Raw genomic sequence first — 20,703 nt, 5'->3', positions numbered from 1 at the left:
AAATATCTAGTGAATACACTTTTGATGATACTAATAATAATGCTTTCTATACAGAAATAATTGATAATGATCCAACAAATAAAGAATATTTAATAGAATTAATAATCCTCAATCATACAATCAAAACCCTGAGACTCTTCTTGAACTAAAATTTCAGTAAGTTTGCTTACGCTTGGTTTTGGCGGGGTATGGTTTAAATTTTTATCAATTTACCATTATAAACCACTTTACCATTTAGTTCAATAGTATAAACATAAACGCCGGCTATAAGCTTTACGGGGATAGTGTTTTGTAATTCGTTAATGCTTTTAACCATGTTTAACTTACCATCGGTACTGTATAATTTAAATTCGTAGTTGTTGATATCACCGCTGATGATATTGATTTGACCGACAACCGGGTTGGGGTATATCACAAACTGGCTGGGTTGTAAATAAACGGCATCGGCTATATTGGAGTAAATGATATCGCCGTTGGTAGTGATAAGCTTAGCGCGGTAATATTGTTTGCCTTGCCGGGGATCATTGTCGGTGTACGTGTAATCCACTGTTGTGCTAACCGGTATGGTGGCTAAAGTAACGTATTGGCCCGAGGGCGTTGTTTTTTCCCAGGTGATGGATTTAAGATCATAAACACTGCCCAATTGCAGGTTGAGCACCACAGTATTGTTAGCCACATTTGCCAGTAACGTTTTTACATAGCAGCCAACGCCCTGTGTGGTAGCATCGATGGTATAACTTTTTATGCCCTCAAAGCCGTTGCCTGTGGAGCTCACCGCATAATAGTTTGAAGTTTGTTGCAGTACAGGTATAATGAAGCTGGTATCGGTTGTTGAAGCGAATTTTTGTAGCAGGTTATCCTTAATGGTATAAACTGAGTAACCGGTACTGCCCGGCTGAGGTTGCCATTGCAGTAGGGTGCCGCTGCTGCAGTTATAGCCGACATTGAGCGTAAGAGGTTTCGAAATGCTGAACTCGCCGCTTATAAAAGTTTGACTGCCGATATCCATTTTAAGCATAGCTTTAGTGAAAACCCCGTGCGCTGTCCAGGTATAATAGCGGTTTTTTAAAACGGCATTATTGATGGCGTGCCAGGTGAGCCCATGATCAAAGCTTATACTTAATATACCCGTTGTTATGCTGAATGAGCTTTGCCATCGCAGGTAACTATCCTCGCCGGCAAAAAGCTGGTCGCCGGTTGATGGGTAGATCCATTCAAACCGGTTTGTAATGATCTCCTGGTGGGCAACATAAAATTTTTGTATGCCGGCGGTAATCCTGCGGCCTTTAACATGTACTATATATGTGCCTGCTGCCGGGTTTTGTAAGCTTACCTGTTCTATATTGTTTAAGGTGTCGGTCTGTCTTTTTGCCGGAGCAGCTAATGAATCTGCAGAAGGGAAGCTGCTGAGCACCCATGGCAAAATTTGCTGTCCGGATGGGGTAGTGACGGTAAGGTCGAGGTCATTCACCAATGCCGATGGCGCATTAACAGGTGCTGCCGGGTCATTCCATGCTAATGAAACTTTAAGTTCCCCGCAATTAACGGGGACCGTAATAGGGTAATCTGTTTGCGCGGCATTGGTAACTGAGCCTGCAACAAAACGTTTTTCGTTGATAGTCCGGAGGGCCTCGAGTGCATTTAGGGAGCCATAGCCCGTTTTATGCTGCGGGCCCTGTGGCCCAATCTCATTGGCCGAGTTAATGAGCGCACTTTTTATGAGCGCGGCGGATGGCAGCTGTTTGTATTGTGTTTTATAGGCCTGTTGCAGCAACGCTACCGTGCCCGATACCAAAGCGGCTGCACCCGAGGTGCCATCTTCGCCATCCGCAATCAGTTCGGGTTTGATACGGCCATCGTATGTTGGCCCGGCCGAGCTTAAGGATTCGGGATCGCCTGTTCTGTTGGTACCACCAACTACCAGTACATTTTTAGCCTGCTTAAAATCGCCGGAGAGATTGGCTACCCCGCTTATACCGTTATAAACACCGCTTTCGGGTGCGGAAGTACCGATATTGCCCGATGAAAATACATGCACCAGTGAGTCGGTTTCAAAGATCTGCTGATCATAAGCCACGCTTTCGGCCCCGTAATAATTTTCAATGCCAGTACCGTACGAATGGTTTTGTACCGAGATCCTGAACGATTTAAAAATGGGCGTACTATCAGGCATTAGCTGTGCAAATGATGATGACGTGAATTTTACTTCGGGTGCAATCCCTAAACCTTTAATGTATGAGTTTCCGTTGCCGCCTATGAGGGTCGCCATCGTGGTAGCGTGCCCGGAGGTGATATCAGATGTTTTGAATGATGTGAAGTTGCGTCCCAGCAGGTCAAGGTCATTATCGTAGCGGTCTTCCTTTACAGATACATTAATGCCAAGCCCGGTTATAGCCGGAAAGTCAGCCTTTATGACCGAGGCGGTATTTAAGCCGAGGTCAATATCGCTTATGGCAAGTTCTTCATGTGGCTGGCGCAGCTCATTGGCAAATATGATATAGTCCTGCTGAAGTAAGGCAGGAAGGTTTTCTAATTTAATGTTGAGGCGTAGCTGGTTGCCTGTTTGGCCGGTAATGGATCCTGTTTTTTCGATGTGATTGAGAACGGTATCATTAATAGCAGTAACCGCAACCTCTATAGCTTGTGTACGTCCCGGATGTTGTTTCCAGTTTTTCGCGAGGTTATCGGAGGCTTTCCAGAGCGGGGTGGCGGCGTTATTACTTATGATATTTGCATCGCTTTTGATGGCTGAAGTTGCTGATACGACATAGTAATTGTAGGAGATCCGTTTTAAGATGCTGTATTTGAGGCTGTTGATATGTGTCGGATCTTTAAATTTAACGAGGTAATATTGTTTTGATGCAGTGTTTTGCGGCACTGAGAGAGATGCTTTATAAATGGAGCTGATAGCTTCATCACTCATGTGTTTTTGCGACCATGACACCGTGGAGCATAAAAAGAGGAGCAATATGGTAACAGGTATTCTTTTTGTCATAGGCGGTGTTATGATCAAAACCAATAAAGGGGAGCTGCAGCATCCCCTTTATTGATAACGCAATTTAGTTGAAATGTAGTAAACAACTATTGGCGATATTAATATAAATAGTTTAACGCAATTTGATCGTTAGCATTAAATGTACGGTCGGTACCGCTTGAGCATGCTAACATCCATGAACCGGCATCTGCCTTAGTTGGTGTGCCAGGAATATTGATAGCGCCAATACCGGCCGAACCTTCATTGCTTTTGCTACCCCCGCAGCTAAAGGCACGGTTCATGTAGTCAGTATGGCGGAAACCGATACAATGTCCCAATTCATGCTGAATAACGGAGGTTACATAACCCAGATCTGGGTTTGTACCATAAGCCTGTGCGTTGGTGTTCATCTGGATCTGGCTGTATGGGTTGCCCGATGAAGTAGGGAAGCCCGATGAACCTAAGGTGATATAACCACCGCTTGGCCCTTCGTTAAAGCCTATGATCTGGATCGCGCCTCCGCTGCTTACCATTTGAAACTTAAGCGTAAGGTTTAACGCATTGTAACGTGCAACCGCCGCGGTAGCCGCGTTAAGGTAAACAGTAGGCAAATTTGAAACTGATACGGTTACCGTTCTTGGCAGGTTTTTAACCAGGTTTGTGGTTCGGTACTGCTCAACATCGGCAATTCTTAAAGTAGGACTGGTACTGGCTTCTGATAAATTGGCTTGTGTTAAGAGGATGTCGCCTTCAACGAGATAACCATCACCCTGTTTACGCACTTCGTCGGTGCTGAAGCCTAAGTTTGAGATACTTTTCAGTACATCATCCGGGATAGCGGTTTGACTGGTGGTTGTGTTTTTTGCTCCCTTATCTTTTGAACAAGAGAATAATACAGAGGCGCCGACAAGCACGCTTAGCCCGACCCCTATTAATAGTTTTCTTTTCATTGTTTTAGTTACGTTTAGATGTAAATGAAGAATAAAATTTTCAGCAACCGGCCAGTGCTATTAACCTATACGCAATATGTAAATAAAAAGTTACGGAGCTATTAATAGAAAATAACAAATGAATATTCTTTTCAAGAATTATTGCCTTGTTATTTATTTGATATTGAAATTATAATTGCTGTATTGGGTATTACACCAACTATAGCTTTGTTTTAACTGATAGGTATATTGGGTTTGCTCTCCTGCAGATCAGTTAAAGATCATTTTAGGACATGGAAAGTTCTTTTTCTGTTTACGGCACCGGTTTTCAGTTTCAGCAATCCTTTTCCATAATCAATTACCGCTTTGTACTTCATTAAAATATCTCCGCCCAAAACACCCAGAACCTTCGGATATCCCATTTGGCTGTACGCTATATTAATGGTAGACAGGTCGAGTACAGCTGCTTCAAATTCGGCAATAGCTAATTCACCAATGTACATGTCACTTACGGTTGCTGTGAAAGATTCCATGGTATTGGTGCCCAGGCCTGTTGATAGTTTCTCGCTGGCTAAAATGTTCATGGTTTCGTTGGCTTCTGTTAAGGTAGTCTGATCAAAGGCGGTTTTAGATGCGCCTGTATCCAGTACCATAATAAAGGTTTTTCCAAACAATGTGATCTCAACTAAAGGGTGAAAACCATCATCATGCAGGTCGATGATGCGGAGCGGGACAGATATGGTCATTGTAGATGTTCAAATTATAGATGTGCAAATGTGCAGATTATGGCAATGGATTCATAATAGCTGTTATCAGAAAAGAATATACCAGTAATTTTAAGATCTATAAAACATCATCTTTCGGGGCCCAATGCTACCATTTTGTCTGATGCATTTAAAGAGAGGGAATGAAAAACCGATCATGGGTGGATAGCAGACGGAGGTTTAAAACATCGCTAATCTATAGTAGTTGCAAACCACATGCAAAATTGATCTGAAACCGGATACATTGGAGAGCGGAACTCCATAGATAGCGATAACTACACGCAACCATGGCTGCGAATTTTTAATATGATAAGGTTTAGGTGTCAAAATCACTAATGGGTGAGTTAAATTAACATCGACCTTTAGTTTTTTTACGATGCTAAATTAGCCTTAACCTTCAACCTCCGCAATACTGAAAAAGTGGTATATCAAATTGCCCGGAATTTATTAATGGCTTCTACTTTGTTTTGTACCTGCAACTTAACGTAAGTATTGCGAATGTGCTTTTTAACGGTGCCTGTAGAAATTTCAAGGAGATCGGCAATTTCTTTGTACTGCAGGCCGCGTGCCAGATGATTAAGTACTTCAATCTCACGCTCCGTAAGGTTTTCGGCAGCGGGGATAAATGGTTTTGCCGCAGCTGTATTAAATGATGCTATTACCCTGCGCGAGATATAAGCGCTCATGGGAGAGCCGCCTGCCGCAATCTCGGTAATTGCATTTCTGATCTCGTCGGCCGAGGATTCTTTGAGCATATAACCTGTTGCGCCGCTCTTTAACGATTCAAAAATATTGGTATTGTCGTCGTTTATGGTACACACCAGAAACTCGGCTTCGGGTAATAAGGGTTTGGCCCGCCTTATAAATTCAATGCCCGATATGCCTTCAAGGTTTATATCAACAATAAAGATATCAGGTTTAAGCTCGTTTATTTTTTTTAACACGGCTTCGGCATTAGCGTATGATCCTATCAAATTTACGCCGCTCATATCATGAATAATCTGTTCCAGCCCGCGCCGGTAATGTAAATTATCCTCTAACAATATTATCTGAAGCATGCTTGCGGTAAATATAAAATGCTAATTTCCTAAATTATCCCGGCTTTCTTTATACCTATTATGGGGTAGTTTAAAGGTTCAGTTTAAGACTGATGGATGTGCCTTTGCCACGTGCTGTATCAATTTTCAAATCGGCATTTAATCTTTTTGCGCGCTCGTAAATATTACGGACCCCCATGGTTTCGTATTTGCGAAGATCGGGGTCAAACCCCCGGCCGTCATCACGGATGCTGATATTCAGCCGGTTTTTGTATAGGCCGATATCCAGAAACGCGTTTTGCGCCTCCGAGTGTTTAACAATATTGTTTAAAACTTCCTTAACAAGGAGATACACCTGTCGTCTTTTTTCGCCGCTAATGGCAACTCCGGTTTCGCTAACCGATGCGTTTACATGGAGGTTAATATTGCTGTATTCAAATATTTTTATGGCTTGTTTATGAATAAAACTGGCCAGGTTGCTCACCTCGTCATTTTCGGCATCAAGGCTCCAGATAATCAGCCGCATCTGGGTAGCTATATCCGTAATAGCTTCATGAATAGCATCTATTTCCTTAAAAGCAGGCTGATCGACTGCTTTCCGGCTCAATAGTTCGGTTCGTAGTTTAATGCCTGATATACTTGCGCCCAGATCATCATGCACCTCGCTGCTGATACGCTGACGTTCACGTTGCAGGGCAAGCGCGTTTTCATAGTCTTTCTTTTGCAAGCCGATGATAGACTGATAATATTTTTGTACCAGCAAAAAAACGATGATTATAGCACCTAAAACAGCCACAATCTGCAACCATAGTTGCTGGTACCATAAAGGCATAACGGTAAATTTAAAAATAAGCGGCGAACTCAACTGGTTAAAGCGGTCGGCGGCCATCGCTTCCAACTCGTAATTTCCGGGAGGCAGCAGGTCAAACCGTTTTTCGCCGGATGGTGCAATGCTCCAATTTTTATCAACATCCCTAAGCCTGAAACGGTATTGTATTTTGCCCATGCTTTTGTATGATAGGGCAACGCAGTTAAATACAACAGGCTGGCCGTAAGTAAAGCTGCTTTGGTTGCCGGCTGCGCCGTCGTTAATTATTACCGGCCTGGGCAGGTTGGTGTTCCCTGAATTTTGAGTAACAGCAATACCCTGGTCTGTGGCTATATAATAATCATGATCGTTCCGAACAATATCCGCAACGTTGTCTGACGGTAGCCCGTTGCTGGTATTGAGCAAACTAACCCGGTAATTTTGATAATTATTACTAAAGCTGATAATGCTTACGCCATTTGCAGTACAGGCCCATAATGTATTGGCATCTGTCCATATTAATTTGCGGATATCACCAGAAGATATGGTTGGTGCATTAAATTGAATAACTTTTTTGCCGACCAATAAAAACACCCCTTTAGCTTCAGTGCCAATAGCGCATGCTTCATCATTTGATGCCAGGCATTTAACAACATCTACCCCGTTATTGCTCAGTATTTTAACGTAAGGAGCATTGTTAGAGCTGGGGGTAAGCTTGTATAATCCGTAAAGCGAACCTATCAGCATGTCGTTTTTATAACAGGTAAGCGATGTGAGGCGTAAATTTTCAAATGCATAGCCTTGCAAATGTTCAAACTGGTTTGACATTGTAAGGACCGAGTTTTGCGAAATAAAACACAGATTTTCAGGCTGCCAGGCAATTCCTTTTATTGGTCCAAAAAAATATTTTACCGGATGCCACGATGATGGGGTATTCCTGGAAACATCCAAACCGAATATGCCATTATCGGTACCTACCATGAGCCTGTTGCCCGGAATGGTGACAAGGCTGGTTATCCGGTTAAAATCAGATCTTTCCTGCTTTATAGTTATGGTGCCTATAGGAGGGCTCGGGCTTACACCAAGCTTCATATAATTAAGTACACTTAACACGTGCCCGGTAAAAAGGTAGCCACCCGCGATGCCCAGTTTTAAAACGTCCTCGTTTACAAGTCCGCTTTCCTTGTTAATAACTTTTACTTCGGGGTTGGTACTTAAAAAAAAGCCTTTATCATAACTGCCAAACCATATATTGTTTTCCCGGTCAATAACCGTAGCAGTGGTGATATTATTATTGAGATAATTTTTACGTTCGCCGGTAAGGTAGTTAATAATGTATGTGCCCTGTTTTACAGTTGTAACGGCAACAGTATTTTTACCTGTGGGATAAACGGAAGTGACGTTACCCTCAAAGCGGACTTTATTAAGAGGAACGATCCCGCCTTTTTTTATCTGATAAGCTTGCACCCATTCTTTGGTTATCAATAACAAATGGTTTTGCTGTAAAGCCAGCCTGTAGGGCTTGGTGTTGTTTTTGGCAGTTTGATAGTTTAGCTGTTCGCCCGAAAGTTCTTTTTCAAGCATGTTAAGCTCGTTTTCAGATAAAAGAAACTCTTCTCCGTTCGGTCCGTAAGTATACCCAACTAAATGTTGTATGGTATGCGGTCTTGATCGTAATTGCGAAAAACGATAAACTTTTGTACTAAGAGCATAATTTACACAAAGCTCATTATAGCGATTAAAAAAGAAATTGCTAAAAGGCAGCACCCATATTTTTTGCGGCGAATCAAGTTTATGAATAAGCCCGTTTTCATAATAACAAAACCGGTAATTATTACAGTAGAAGAAAATCCGATGGTAATTGTCTTCTGCTATCCGGAAACACTCATTGCTTTCCAGCCCATCGGCCGATGTGAAATTTTTAAAATGCTGACCATCAAACCTGCTTACGCCTTTATCAGTAGCTATCCAGATAAATCCTTTACTGTCCTGCATTAAATAATTTACCCGCGAACTGGGCAAACCATCAGGCGTGCTGTAGTTTTTCAGGTAAACTACCTGGTATGGAACGTTGGCGTACCCACGCAGAAATAAAAACTGGGTTAATATTAAAAGTTTAAAAAGAGGGTTTTTTAGCAGCATTTTATTATTTGCACCAATTAACATTGCTGCTTTTTTAATAATACACAATGATACGGAGTACGTCCTTGTGTAGTTATACCATTTGATAAATATAAAAAGAAATGCTATGTAATAAATGTCAATCTGAATATTAAACAACCAGATGGTAAATATCTATTATAATTAATTAATGGCCCCATTCTTAAAAGCCTTTTAGGTTTGCCTTCCGCGCTGTCGGCACAGATTACAAGGCCGTATATTGTTTGAGAAGGTTAGTTTGCCGTTGTAATATATAGAGTTTATTAATTGATTTTACATAAAGTAGCCTGGGCCTAAATTATGGGGTAGTTTAAGGGATTAGTTTAAGAGTGATGGATGTGCCTTTACCAGGTGCTGTATCAATTTTCAAATCGGCATTTAATCTTTTTGCGCGCTCGTAAATGTTACGGACCCCCATGGTTTCGTATTTGCGGGGATCAGGGTCAAAACCGCGGCCGTCATCACGGATACTGATATTCAGCCGGCTTTTGAATAGGTTAATATCCAGAAATGCATTTTGCGCCTCCGAATGTTTGACAATATTATTTAAAACTTCCTTAACAAGAAGATATACCTGCCGTCTTTTTTCGCCGCTAATGGTAACTCCGATTTCGCTAACCGAGGCATTTACATGAAGGTCGATATTGCTGTATTCAAATATTTTGATGGCTTGTTTATGAATAAAACTGGCCAGGTTACTCACCTCGTCGTTTTCGGCATCAAGGCTCCATATAATTAACCTCATCTGGGTAGCTATATCTGAAATAGCTTCGTGAACGGCGTCTATTTCCTTAAAAGCAGGCTGGTTGACCGCTTTCCGGCTCAATAGTTCGGTTCTCAGCTTGATACCCGATATACTTGCGCCCAGATCATCATGCACCTCACTGCTGATACGCTGGCGTTCACGTTGCAGGGCAAGCGCGTTTTCATAGTCCTTTTTTTGTAAGCCTATCATGGACTGATAATATTTTCGTACCAGTAAAAAAGCCACGGCCACAGCACTTAAAATAGCCAAAACCTGTAACCATAATTGCTGGTACCATAAAGGCATAACGGCGAATTTAAAAATAAGCGGCAAACTTAACTGGTTAAGACGATCGGCAGCCACTGCTTCTAACTCATAGTTACCGGGAGGCAACAAGTCAAACCGCTTTTCACCGGATGGCGCAACGCTCCAGTTTTTATCAACCCCTCTAAGCCTGAACCTGTATTGTATTTTGCCCATGCTTTTGTAGGATAGGGCAACGCAGTTAAATACAACAGGCTGGGCGTAAGTAAAGCTATTTTGAGTTCCGGATCTTCCGTCATTAATTAATACCGGCCGGGGCAGGTTGGTGTTCCCTAAATTTTGAGTCACTGCTATTCCCTGATCTGTGGCTATATAGTAATCAGGGCCGTTCTGCACAACGTCGGCAACATTATCTGAAGGAAGCCCGTTGCTGGTGTTTAACAGGCTGATCCGGTAATGCTTATATTTATTATAAAAGCTGATAATGCTTACACCATCTGCAGTACAGGCCCATAATGTATTAGCATCTGTCCATACCAGTTTACGGATATCACCTGAAGAGATAGCAGGAGATCTAAATTGAACAATTTGTTTCCCTGCCCACAAAAATACCCCCTGAGCTTCGGTACCTATCGCGCATACTTCATTGTTTGCTGCCAGGCATTTAACAACATTTATTCCTTTATCAGCAAGTATTTGAACAGAGGTAGTATCATTAGTGGTTGGCTTTAACCGGTATAAACCGTAAAGTGAACCCACCAGCAGGCTGTTTTTATACCAGGTAAGCGATGTCATGCGTATTGGCTTGAATCTATAAGCTTTTAGACGTTTGAACTGATTTGATAATACGCCAACGGTTTCTCGTGAGGCAAAACAGACTGTATCATGTATATTGGTAATTCCTTTTATAGGGCCATTATATTTTACAGGGCTATCAAAATAACTTTCAGAATGCCAAAACGCCGGGTTGCTATTGGAAACATTTAATCTGAATAAGCCATTATCGGTGCCAATCATGAGCCTGTTGCCCGGAATTGCAAGCAGATTGGTTATCCGGTTAAAGTCAGACCTGTTTTGATTTATGGATATGGTGTCTATTAATGACGATTGATTTGTCCCAAGCTTCATATAGCTGAGTATGCTTAAAACGTGACCGGCAAAAAGGTAATCGCCGGCTATGCACAGTCTTAAAACGTCTTCATTTGCCAGGCCGCTTTCTTTATTAATGATTTTTACTTCGGGATTGGTACTTAAAAAGAAGCCATTGTCATAACTGCCAAACCATAAATTATTTTCCTTGTCTATAAGCGTTGATGTGGTGATGTGGTGATTAAGATAGTTTTTACGTTCGCCGGTAAGGTAGTTTATAATGTATGTGCCTTGCTTTACCGTAGTAACGGCAAAAGTATTTTTACCAGTAAGATAAACCGAGGTTACGTTGCCGGTAAAATAAATTTTATTGAGCGAAATAATCCCGCTTTTCTGATACTGATAAATCTGCACCCATTCTTTAGTTATCAATAACAAATGGTTTTGCTGTATAGCCAACCGATATGGTTTGGTATTGATATTAGCTGTTAGATAACTTAATTGGCCGGTCTTAAGCTCTTTTTCGAGGATGTCAAGGTCATTTTCAGATAAGGTGATCTCCTCGCCGTTCTCGCCATAAATATCTCCGTTTAAATGTTGGATGGCGTGCCTTCTTGAATTTAATTCATCAAAATGATATACTTTAGTATTAAGCCTGTAATTTACACAGAGCTCATTATAACGGTTAAAAAAGAAATTGGCAAAAGGCAATACTATTACTTTTTGAGGTGAACTTACATTATGAATAAGCCCGTTTTCATAATAACAGACCTTATAATTATTACAGTAAAAAAAAATCCGGTGGTAATTGTCTTCGGCTATCCGGAAACACTCATTGCTTTCCAGTCCATCGGCCGATGTGAAGTTTTTAAAGTGCTGGCCGTCAAACCTGCTCACACCTTTGTCTGTGGCTAACCAGATAAAGCCCCTACTGTCCTGCATTAAATAATTAACCCGTGAGCTGGGCAGGCCGTCAGTTGCATTGTAGTTTTTCAGGTAAACTACCTGGTAGGGAATGCCGGCATACACACCCGAAAATAAAAATTGAGTTAATATTAAAAGTTTAAAAAAAGAGCTTCTTAGCGGCATCCTATTATCGATATCAATTTAACATCGCTGCCTTTTTAACAATATACAATGATACGGAGTGCAGGACTTTGCGCGGTTATGTCAATTGATAAATATAAAAAGAAATGCTATGTATTGAAATATCAATCTAAATATTAAGCAACAGGCCGATAAATATTTATGATATCAATAGCTCAACTCTTGCCGGCCGTGGCTTTCGTTATGCTGAACGAATTAGCTTAAAACGGATACCCGATTGCCAGGTTAAATACGCTGCGGTTAAAGTTGAAATCCCAGCGCGGTTCATTGGCACGTACATATGGCGTGCGAAGCGGAATACCAAGATCCGTACGAAGCACCAGTACGGTTAAATCAAACCTTAAACCAAACCCGGCGTCAACTGCCAGATCATTTAAAAAGCTTTTGGTAAACACCGCGCCCGGCTGCGATCCATTAGAGTGCAGCAGCCAGATGTTACCGGCATCGACAAATAAAGCGCCGCGCACTATGCTGAACAATTTAGGTCTGTATTCGATGTTGGCTTCCACTTTGATATCGCCGGATTCATCTGCCAGAAAGCCCCCTGTACCTACGCCGGTACTTGGATCAAACGAGCCTGGTCCGATAGCCCTTGCCCTGAAACCACGTAAACTGTTAGGCCCGCCAATAAAGAATTGCTGGCTATAAGGTAATTGGGTTGAATTACCATAAGGCAAACCTACACCTACAATTACCCGGCTGGCTATAGTGCTGCTTGGCCCGGTTTTATGAAAATACCTGATCTCGTTCTCCAGCTTTACAAACTGGTTAAATATGGCTCCGAACAGTTTTTTAGGTTTGCCGCCGGCACTGTCAGCTCCGGTAACCAAACCGTATATATTATTTGACAGGCTGATTTTTCCGTTATAATAAAAGGTATTAGTACGGTAATCCTCATTGGTGTTTGTATAGGTAAAGCTATAGCTTGGGCCGAGGATAAATTGTTTATCAATAACATGCTTCAATGCAGGGTTAACCGGAACATTTTTCTTGTTGATGCTATCAAGATATAATTGCGATACGCTCAGCGGGTTTACAAACTGGAAGTTGATGAGGTTAAGCTCATGCGAACGGTGCTCTGTTTCGCGCCACTGGTATCCAAACGACAAGTTAAACGAATTTAAATTGTACAGTTTTTGGCGATTAACGATGCTGTATCCAAGGCTCAGGTTAGTATGCGGGATATAGGCATCCGCGGCTTTCGGGTAAATAGGCCCTATAAACCTCGGCCATGAAAGCGTAGTTTGGATACCTGCCTGGTACACGTTATAGCCGGCGTTTTGTCCGCCTACCTGCACGTCGGTACTCCCGAATAAAGTTATTTTTAAAGCTTCGGCACCTTTAAATGCATTGCGGTTAAGCCAGTTGAGGTTTACTTGTGTACCGGTATAATTGGCTGAAGTGGTGCGGCCCAGGATATCAAGCGATAACGATTTCTTTTTGTACTGGGTTAAAAAGTAATAAACATCAAGCTTTGACGAATCGGCTGATACATCCTCGAACCTGTTTTTTACAAATTTGTAAGGGCCCAGGTTAATGAAACGGTTAAGCGAGTTGTTGTGAGCCGTGCGGTTGTAAACTTCTCCGGGGCGCATCAGTACGGTATTGGCAAAGGTGTAGGTATGCACCATATTACGGCGTTCAACAATGTTATACCATTTATAGGAAATGGCCTTATCTTTCATTAAGGATGTATCCCTTAGCGTGTAACTTGGGTAAACGTAAATTTTATTAATGGTGTAAATATCTTTGGCCCTGCCCGGCGTTTCGTTTTTAACGGCTACAAAAATATCAACCTGGTGACCGGCTATAGTACTATCCACATGCATGATCAGGTTTTCGGGCGAAAAGTAGTAAAAGCCTTCTTCCTTCAGTCGGGCATCTATGCGTAAGCGCTCGGTTTTGATCACATCAAGGTTGTATTTATCACCAGCTTTCAGCAGCGTTTTTGCCGATGTACCTGCAACTGCAGTATCAATAGTGCCTTTGCCCTGCGGAAATATAACCTTCCTGATCTTGTATCCCGGCCCCGTTACCGCGGTGTAAACCGCTTTGGCAACTTTAGATGTTGGTTTTTTGCTAACTGTATCACCGCTTACCTGCGCCTGGAAATAACTTTTGTTTTGAAGTCTGTTTTGCAAAATATTGCTGTTTTGCTCAAGGTTTACAGAACTGATGAGCACAGGCGGTTCGCCTTTTTTGTTGAGCCAGTGTGCAAGGCCTTTGGTTTTATTGGTTTTTGTTTTAAAGTACAGCCACAGCTTAAACCTTAAACCTAAAATAGTGCTGTTGGGTATTGGTCGTAACAGAGCGCCGAGTTCTTCGCTTAGCTCGCTTTTCTCGCTCTTTTTCAGGGTGGAGTCCTTTATTACTACTTCGCCGCCGGTGTATAGTTTTTGACCGGGCGCCAGGAACTTGGTGGTACTGCAGGCACTCAGTAAAACAGACGATAACAATATATATTTTAAATGTTTTGTCATGGGCTTAGTTTGAAGTAGTTTGCGGTTTGTTGTCCTGTTGCTGCTGTATGTTCTTTTGCTCCAGCGCCTTATCTGCTTCCTGTTGTTTTTGCTTTTCCTCTTTTTGTTTTTCCTGGTACTCGCGGCGTAATCTGCGTTCTTCCGGGGTACGCTTGCGGAAGATCTCCCTGAAGCGGTTGTAATCAACCGTTAGGGTGAAGCCTACGCCGGTTTCAATGATCTGGCCTTGTATCACAATAAACTCATCGCGGCGGTAGGCGCGCAGGGTGTAGCGGCCATCCTTGCTTAGTTTATAGGCTATCGATACGTCGCCTGCTATGTTGGATGCTTTTTGGCCGGGTTGATTACCTTCCAGGTTAAAGTTATTGCCAACGCTTACGGTAAGCCTGTCGTTCAGGAACCGTTTGGAAAGGCCAACGTTAAGATCAGTGCGGTTTGTGGCTGTACCCGACGAATAATCTTCGCCTGATGTCAGGCCAAAATTGAGGTCGACACCTGAGATCAGACTGCCGGCCAGCCTGTTCAACTGATCCGAAAGCAGGCTACTCACGCTGTTACGGATAGTACCTTCAACTGTGGTGCCGGCACCCTGGCTTTGCAGCGGATTATCGCCAATGAAATGGCCCAGCACCAGTACGCCTAAAACCTGTTTGTTAAGTTCATTAGGGTCCTGCCTGATCTGGGTTAGCCTTGTGTTTACGGTGCTCACCACATCTGATGAGACTGAGTAGGTACTATCGGGCAGTACGATATCAAAGCTGATAGTTGGTGTAAGCAACTGATCTTTCAGGTTAAGGTTAACGTTGAAAGGCAGTTTCTGCTTATACATCGTATTTTGAGTCTCGGATGTTTGATTCTCGATCAGGTCAATCGGCGGTACATTAGCAACATAAATAGCAGTAAGGTCAATATTGGCGCTGGTTGGGTCGCCCGTCCAAACAATAGTGCTGCCTTTCTTAAAGTTGAAAGTACGTTTTACCGTTGCGTAAGCCAGGTTGTACGAGCCTGAGTTAACCACATAGGTACCGGTAAGGTTGATCTTGCCGCTTGGGTCGATGCCGCCATTCAGATTGGCTTCGCCTTTCAGGTGTACGATATCACCATTACGTTCATCAACTACAATAGTAAACGCCGCATTTTTATTTACAGTGATGGTAGCCGATACATCCAATCCGGTAACATCCGATTTTTTCAGCGAATCCAGCTGTCGCGCCAGCATAATGGAGTCTAATTTAGGGGCGTCTTTATCAATAAAGTCAACAACACCTTTGCGGTCTTCTACTGCCGGATCATCGGTAGGCAGCACAAAGGTCATGTCGGTTTTATCATTTACGGTAAGGTTGGCGTCAACTACAGGTTTGGCCATATTACCGCGGATCTTGATACGGGTATCTACGTAAAGCTTGCCATAGTAAAGTTTGTTGTCCGCCTCTGTGGAGTTAGTAACCCGGAAGTTGGTAGCATTAATATCCATACCGAAAGCAAAGTCGGTATAGGTTTTGGTATAGATACTACCACTTACCACAGCCTTGTTGCCGGTTGAATCAACCAGTGTAAAATCATTAAAGCGGATGCCCTCATTATTAAACGTGATACTTTCCTGCGGCATGCGGAAATAGGAGTTAAGCATGGCTACATTGAAGCCCACCTTATTAAAGTTGATATCGCCCCGCACCGAAGGCGCATCCGTGGTCCCCGATATTTTAAGAGCGCCGGTAATGTTACCTGTGGCATTACGCAAGCTACCAAAGCTGAAGCCCTCGATGCTCTTCATGCTCAGGTTCACGATATTCAGATCGAGATCAAAGCGGCTTTCGGGCGAGGTATAGTAGGTGCCGTTCAGGTCAACCTGGTTACCCTTGCCGGTTATGCTCATTTGAGCGGCATAGGCGTTATCGGTTTGGTTGTTTACCTTAAGGGCGATGTTGCCAACGGTATCGCCTTTAAAGTTGAAATCATTTACATTGATGGCGGCGGTAAATAATGGCGCGGCCTGGAAGTTACTTACAGTAGCATCGCCATTAATAGTACCACCCACCTGTAATGAATCCTGCTTGGCCATTTTGGTAAGCGCCTCAATATGGAAGTTGTTGAACTTGATGTTCAGCGGACTGTTATACTCCTGTGTACTGCTGTTAACACTCAGCACCTGGTTGTTGTTGGTAATGGTGAAGTTATGCGCAAGGACGCCTTTTGTCCCGTATTGTAAAAAGTTATCATCGCTAACCGCCCATGGCAGGTAATCAAGCAGCAGGCCATCCTTGTTAAAGCTAAACTGGTACTCATCCGGCAATAGGCTGAAGGTACCCGCAATGCGGAAACGCTCTTTTTTAGCCGCGTCGCGGATTTGGATACTTACCCCAGCTTTGTTATCCTGTGCTACGCCCGAGATACTGGTATAGAGCAGATCGACAGATGAGCCAACTTTAACTTCATCAACCGAAAAATTATAGTTGAGTGCGTTGTTGCCGGTATTGATGTTAAGCGATGCTTTATTAACGGTATTGGTGCCGTAAACCACTTTTGGTATGGAGCCTTTAACTATCAGTTCGCCGGTTTGGCTGTCAAAACTGCCGTTTAGTAAAACCGGGTCAAGCTGTTTCAGATCGGGGGCAAACTGGGTAAGCAAAGGGGTTTTAGCCAACCGGGCTTCAAACTTAAATTGCTGTGCATCGTACTTAACTACCGGTGCTGGTTTGGTTTTAATGGTTTTGCCACCCTTGGTTTTTACGGCCACCTGCTGCCCACCGGAAATGGCAGTGTTAAAGTATTTGTTGATCACATCCTGCAGGGCCGGGGCTATCTGCGTAAGCTTGTACTTGCCGGCCATGTGCGCGGTCATGATAGGTGTTTTTAAGCGCAAAGTGCTGCTATCGGCACTGGCTGTCGAAATAAGGCTAATGGTATCCATCTGGATCCTTTGACCTTTGTTTACCACTAACAGGTCGGTAGCTTTGATATCAGCGTTCAGGTAATCCGGATCTGCAGTAGGCACATCAGCTACAACTTTGCCATGGAAGCGCATATCATCTTTTACAAAATTTAAATTTTTAAGGTTGATGCTGTCCACATTTAAAGTGGCCTTAACCGCCGGGTATTTTTTATTCAGATTGGCTTTGGCATCTAAACTGAAATCAATGTTAGGGTCTTTCATGCGGGCAACCGCCGTATAAGCGCCATTACTTGAGGTACCTTTCATGACCAGGTTTTGGTAAGTATAGCCTTTAACGTAAGCCTTTGCTATATTGCCGTCAAAAGCGATGCTGGCTTTTTTAGGGTCGAGGTTGGTGCCTTTTAAATTTGCATTCATGGTGATGCGGCCAACCATTTGCGGTTGCTTGGTAAGCGCACCAACATTAAGTTCATTTGCCTTGATACTTGCGGTATAAGTTGCTGCATTTTTGTTTTGCCCATTCTTTAAAGCAGCAACCAGGTCAACCGCACCATAGCTTGAACGCAGGCCCATTTTGGTGTTGAAGGTGTACATGCTGCCTTTAAAGTTACCTTTCAGGCTCATTTTTTCAGGAATGCTCACGTTTGGCGGAATACTCCCTGCCGGGGCCAGTTTGTCTATGTCGCTGCGACTGGTGCTGAAATCGGCAATGTTAACATCAAAGGTCGCCTTATTTACATCGGGCAGCCCCTTCATTTTCGCCGATGCTTTAATATGTGTGCTGCTTAGCCCGGTAACTTCAAGGTTAGGGATGTCAAGGTTATTCACCTGCCCGCTCACCCGGCCGTTGATCTTGAACACCGTGCCCGGCGATGATTTGAATGGCTCCATGGTGGCCATGGTTGGCATCAGCAATAAAACATCTTTCAATCCTAATCGGCTGCCGTCTAAATTTGCATTGATGCCCAGTGCGCCGATGTTTTTGGTGATCGCATCGATAGATGGGTAACGTACCTGTACCGATTTTTGCAGGGTAGTTTGTGGGGTTTCCAGCAGCAGATCGTTCATGTAGGCATTGGTTGGCCCATACAGAAATTCCGTGTGGAATTTGTTGATCTTTAAGCCACTTTTTTCGGTAAAGGTAAAAGAGTTGATTTTGCCCGAAATGGTATCAGGACTGTATGAAATTTCTTCAGCTTCGGCATTCAGGCTACGGATGTCCATGTGGCCAAAATCCAAACCTTTGGGTATTGCTTTCTGCGCTTCGTTATCAAACTTAATATTATCGTTAGTGAAGGTAACTTTACCGATGGTTGCCCGCCACGCCGATTTGGTAGGAGAGGATACCAGTGTATCCAGTTTTTTAACGGCTTTGACAACCGCTTTAGCTACGGTTTTGGGCTTCGCTAAACTAAGGCCTGCTTTGGTATCACTTAGTTCGATACTTTTGATGCCTACCTTTTGGTTTTTCAGGTCGATCTTATCCATCTCCACCAAAAACTTGCTCAGATCTACCTTGGCACCCATCTCAGCACTTTGATAATCGACTTTAATTTTGGAGATATCGATAACACCTAAATTCAGGTCCATATTTAAAGGCGCGGTAGCGGTATCAGGCGGTGGTGGGCCAGTTGGCGTTTGGATGATCTTTGCGTTTACATCGCTCAGGGTGATTTTTGGTATGGTAAACTTCATCTTATCCATATCAAAATCTTTAACGCGGGTATCAAAATGGCCCAGCAAAAACTTCACGTCGTTGCCGGTAATGGCATCTTTATATTTTACGTTGATCTTATCGAGGATGATCTTATCAACCGAAAACTTCATGGTTGATGTGGTATCTGTAGGTTTTACCTCTTTCTTTTGTTCGCCAACAAAAGCCTTCATAATGTAATCGAAGTTAAACACGCTATCGGCACCGCGGCTCACATTGGCGGTAATGCCCTGCAGGTTTATTTCGTTAACCTCAACCTGGCTGTGCAGTAGTTTGAGCATGCTGATATCAACCTTTAGTTTTTCGCCGGCAATAAGGGTGTCTTTTTTCTGGTCTTCAAAATACACATCCTCCAGTACAAGCAGCTTAGGCAAGCCCAAACTTATATGTCCAATTTTAACTTTGGTATGGATCTTATTTTGCAAAAAAGTTACGGCTTTATCTTTCGCGAAATTTTGTACGGCAGGAACCTGTATCAAAATTACTACAAGGATAACCAGCAGAACTACACTTACCAGTATCCAAAGTATCGTTTTAAGGGTTATTCGTAGTGTTTTTTTCAATTGTATGTGTATTTCAAAGGTGAAGATCGTGCTGGTTAATATAAACAAATAACATGCTAAGTATAGCTGTTCGCTGTGTGTTTTGTATAATTTACAAAATGGGGGACCGGCTTAAAAGAAAATTTCACAACGCTATTTTTTAACATTCAATAGCCGAACTTGTTTTAACTCCTCAACTTGTTTTAACTTTGTATTTCATAACGATTTTGCTGAAACGGATTAACTATGCCTGATTTTTCTCATCTCCACGTACATACCCAATTCTCATTGCTTGATGGTGCAGCCGATATTTCCAAGCTGTATAAAAAAGCCGCCAAGGATGGGATGAAGGCCCTCGCAATAACCGATCATGGTAACATGTTTGGCGTATTTAAATTTGTGGCCGAAGCTGGTAAACACAATGTAAAACCCATTGTAGGCTGTGAGTTTTACGTGGTTGAAGACAGGCATAAAAAACAGTTCACCAAAGAAAATAAGGACGTACGCCGCCACCAGCTGATGCTGGCTAAAAACCCTACAGGGTATAAAAACCTGGTAAAGCTATGCTCATTGGGCTATATGGAAGGGCTGTACAGTAAATGGCCCCGTATTGATAAAGAGCTTATTGTAAAATATCATGAAGGCATCATCGCTACTACATGCTGCATTGGTGCATCGGTTCCACAGGCTATTTTAAGGGATACACCCGAAAATGCAGAGAAGGAATTTAAATGGTGGCTTGATTTGTTTGGCGAGGATTTTTATATCGAGGTGCAACGCCACGAGATCCCCGAGCAGCAAATCATCAATAATGTGTTGCTGACCTATGCAAAAAAATATAATGTAAAAGTGATCTGCTCCAACGATTCACACTATGTGGATCAGCAGGACTCGAACGCACACGATATTTTGCTTTGCGTAAACACAGGCGATATGCAGAGTACCCCCATCGCAACAGACGAAGAGGGTGGTAAGGGCTATCGTTTCGGTTTCCCTAACGATCAGTTTTACTTTAAAACGCAGGCAGAGATGGGGCAGCTGTTTCATGATTTGCCCGAGTCACTGGATAATACCAACGAAATTGTTGATAAGGTAGAAGTACTGAAGCTTAAGCGCGATATCCTGCTGCCCAACTATGTTATTCCCGACGAATTTAAGATCCACAATACCCCGGATGCTGATACCCTGAACCAGTGG

General features: G+C 42.9%; 9 protein-coding genes. 1 reads left to right on the top strand and 8 read right to left on the bottom strand.

The window, feature by feature from the left end:
• Positions 1-193 precede the first annotated feature (193 nt).
• The 8 genes from VF500_RS29610 to VF500_RS29575 form a co-directional block, all read right to left on the bottom strand.
• Entirely contained in the window at positions 194-2,995 is a 2,802-nt protein-coding gene (locus tag VF500_RS29610) for a S8 family peptidase (RefSeq protein ID WP_330863106.1), read from the bottom strand.
• A 98-nt stretch (positions 2,996-3,093) separates the two neighbouring features.
• Entirely contained in the window at positions 3,094-3,924 is an 831-nt protein-coding gene (locus VF500_RS29605; RefSeq protein ID WP_330863105.1) for a M57 family metalloprotease, read from the bottom strand.
• Positions 3,925-4,184: 260 nt separating this feature from the next.
• The gene (locus tag VF500_RS29600) at positions 4,185-4,649 is read right to left on the bottom strand and encodes an aspartyl protease family protein (protein WP_330863104.1); all 465 of its coding nucleotides are present in this window, start codon (positions 4,647-4,649) and stop codon (positions 4,185-4,187) included.
• A 446-nt stretch (positions 4,650-5,095) separates the two neighbouring features.
• The gene (locus VF500_RS29595; protein WP_330863103.1) at positions 5,096-5,725 is read right to left on the bottom strand and encodes a response regulator transcription factor; all 630 of its coding nucleotides are present in this window, start codon (positions 5,723-5,725) and stop codon (positions 5,096-5,098) included.
• A gap of 70 nt (positions 5,726-5,795) precedes the next feature.
• Entirely contained in the window at positions 5,796-8,654 is a 2,859-nt protein-coding gene (locus tag VF500_RS29590; RefSeq protein WP_330863102.1) for a sensor histidine kinase, read from the bottom strand.
• Between the two features lie 328 nt (positions 8,655-8,982).
• Entirely contained in the window at positions 8,983-11,859 is a 2,877-nt protein-coding gene (locus VF500_RS29585; RefSeq protein WP_330863101.1) for a sensor histidine kinase, read from the bottom strand.
• 218 nt (positions 11,860-12,077) lie between these two features.
• Positions 12,078-14,357, bottom strand: coding sequence for a BamA/TamA family outer membrane protein (locus VF500_RS29580; RefSeq protein ID WP_330863100.1), 2,280 nt, complete (start codon positions 14,355-14,357; stop codon positions 12,078-12,080).
• A gap of 4 nt (positions 14,358-14,361) precedes the next feature.
• A complete protein-coding gene (locus VF500_RS29575; protein ID WP_330863099.1) occupies positions 14,362-19,527 on the bottom strand; it encodes a translocation/assembly module TamB domain-containing protein in 5,166 nt (1,721 codons plus the stop codon).
• Positions 19,528-19,752: 225 nt separating this feature from the next.
• On the opposite strand from VF500_RS29575, the gene VF500_RS29570 reads away from it, so the two are divergent.
• Positions 19,753-20,703 (top strand): PHP domain-containing protein (locus VF500_RS29570; RefSeq protein ID WP_330863098.1); only part of this gene is annotated, 951 nt, incomplete at its 3' end.

Source organism: Mucilaginibacter sp. (assembly GCF_036383575.1).
In the GTDB taxonomy this organism is placed as follows: Bacteria; Bacteroidota; Bacteroidia; order Sphingobacteriales; family Sphingobacteriaceae; genus Mucilaginibacter.
The sequence above is the reverse complement of the archived record's forward strand: the minus strand, read 5'-3'. Positions and strand labels throughout refer to the sequence as shown.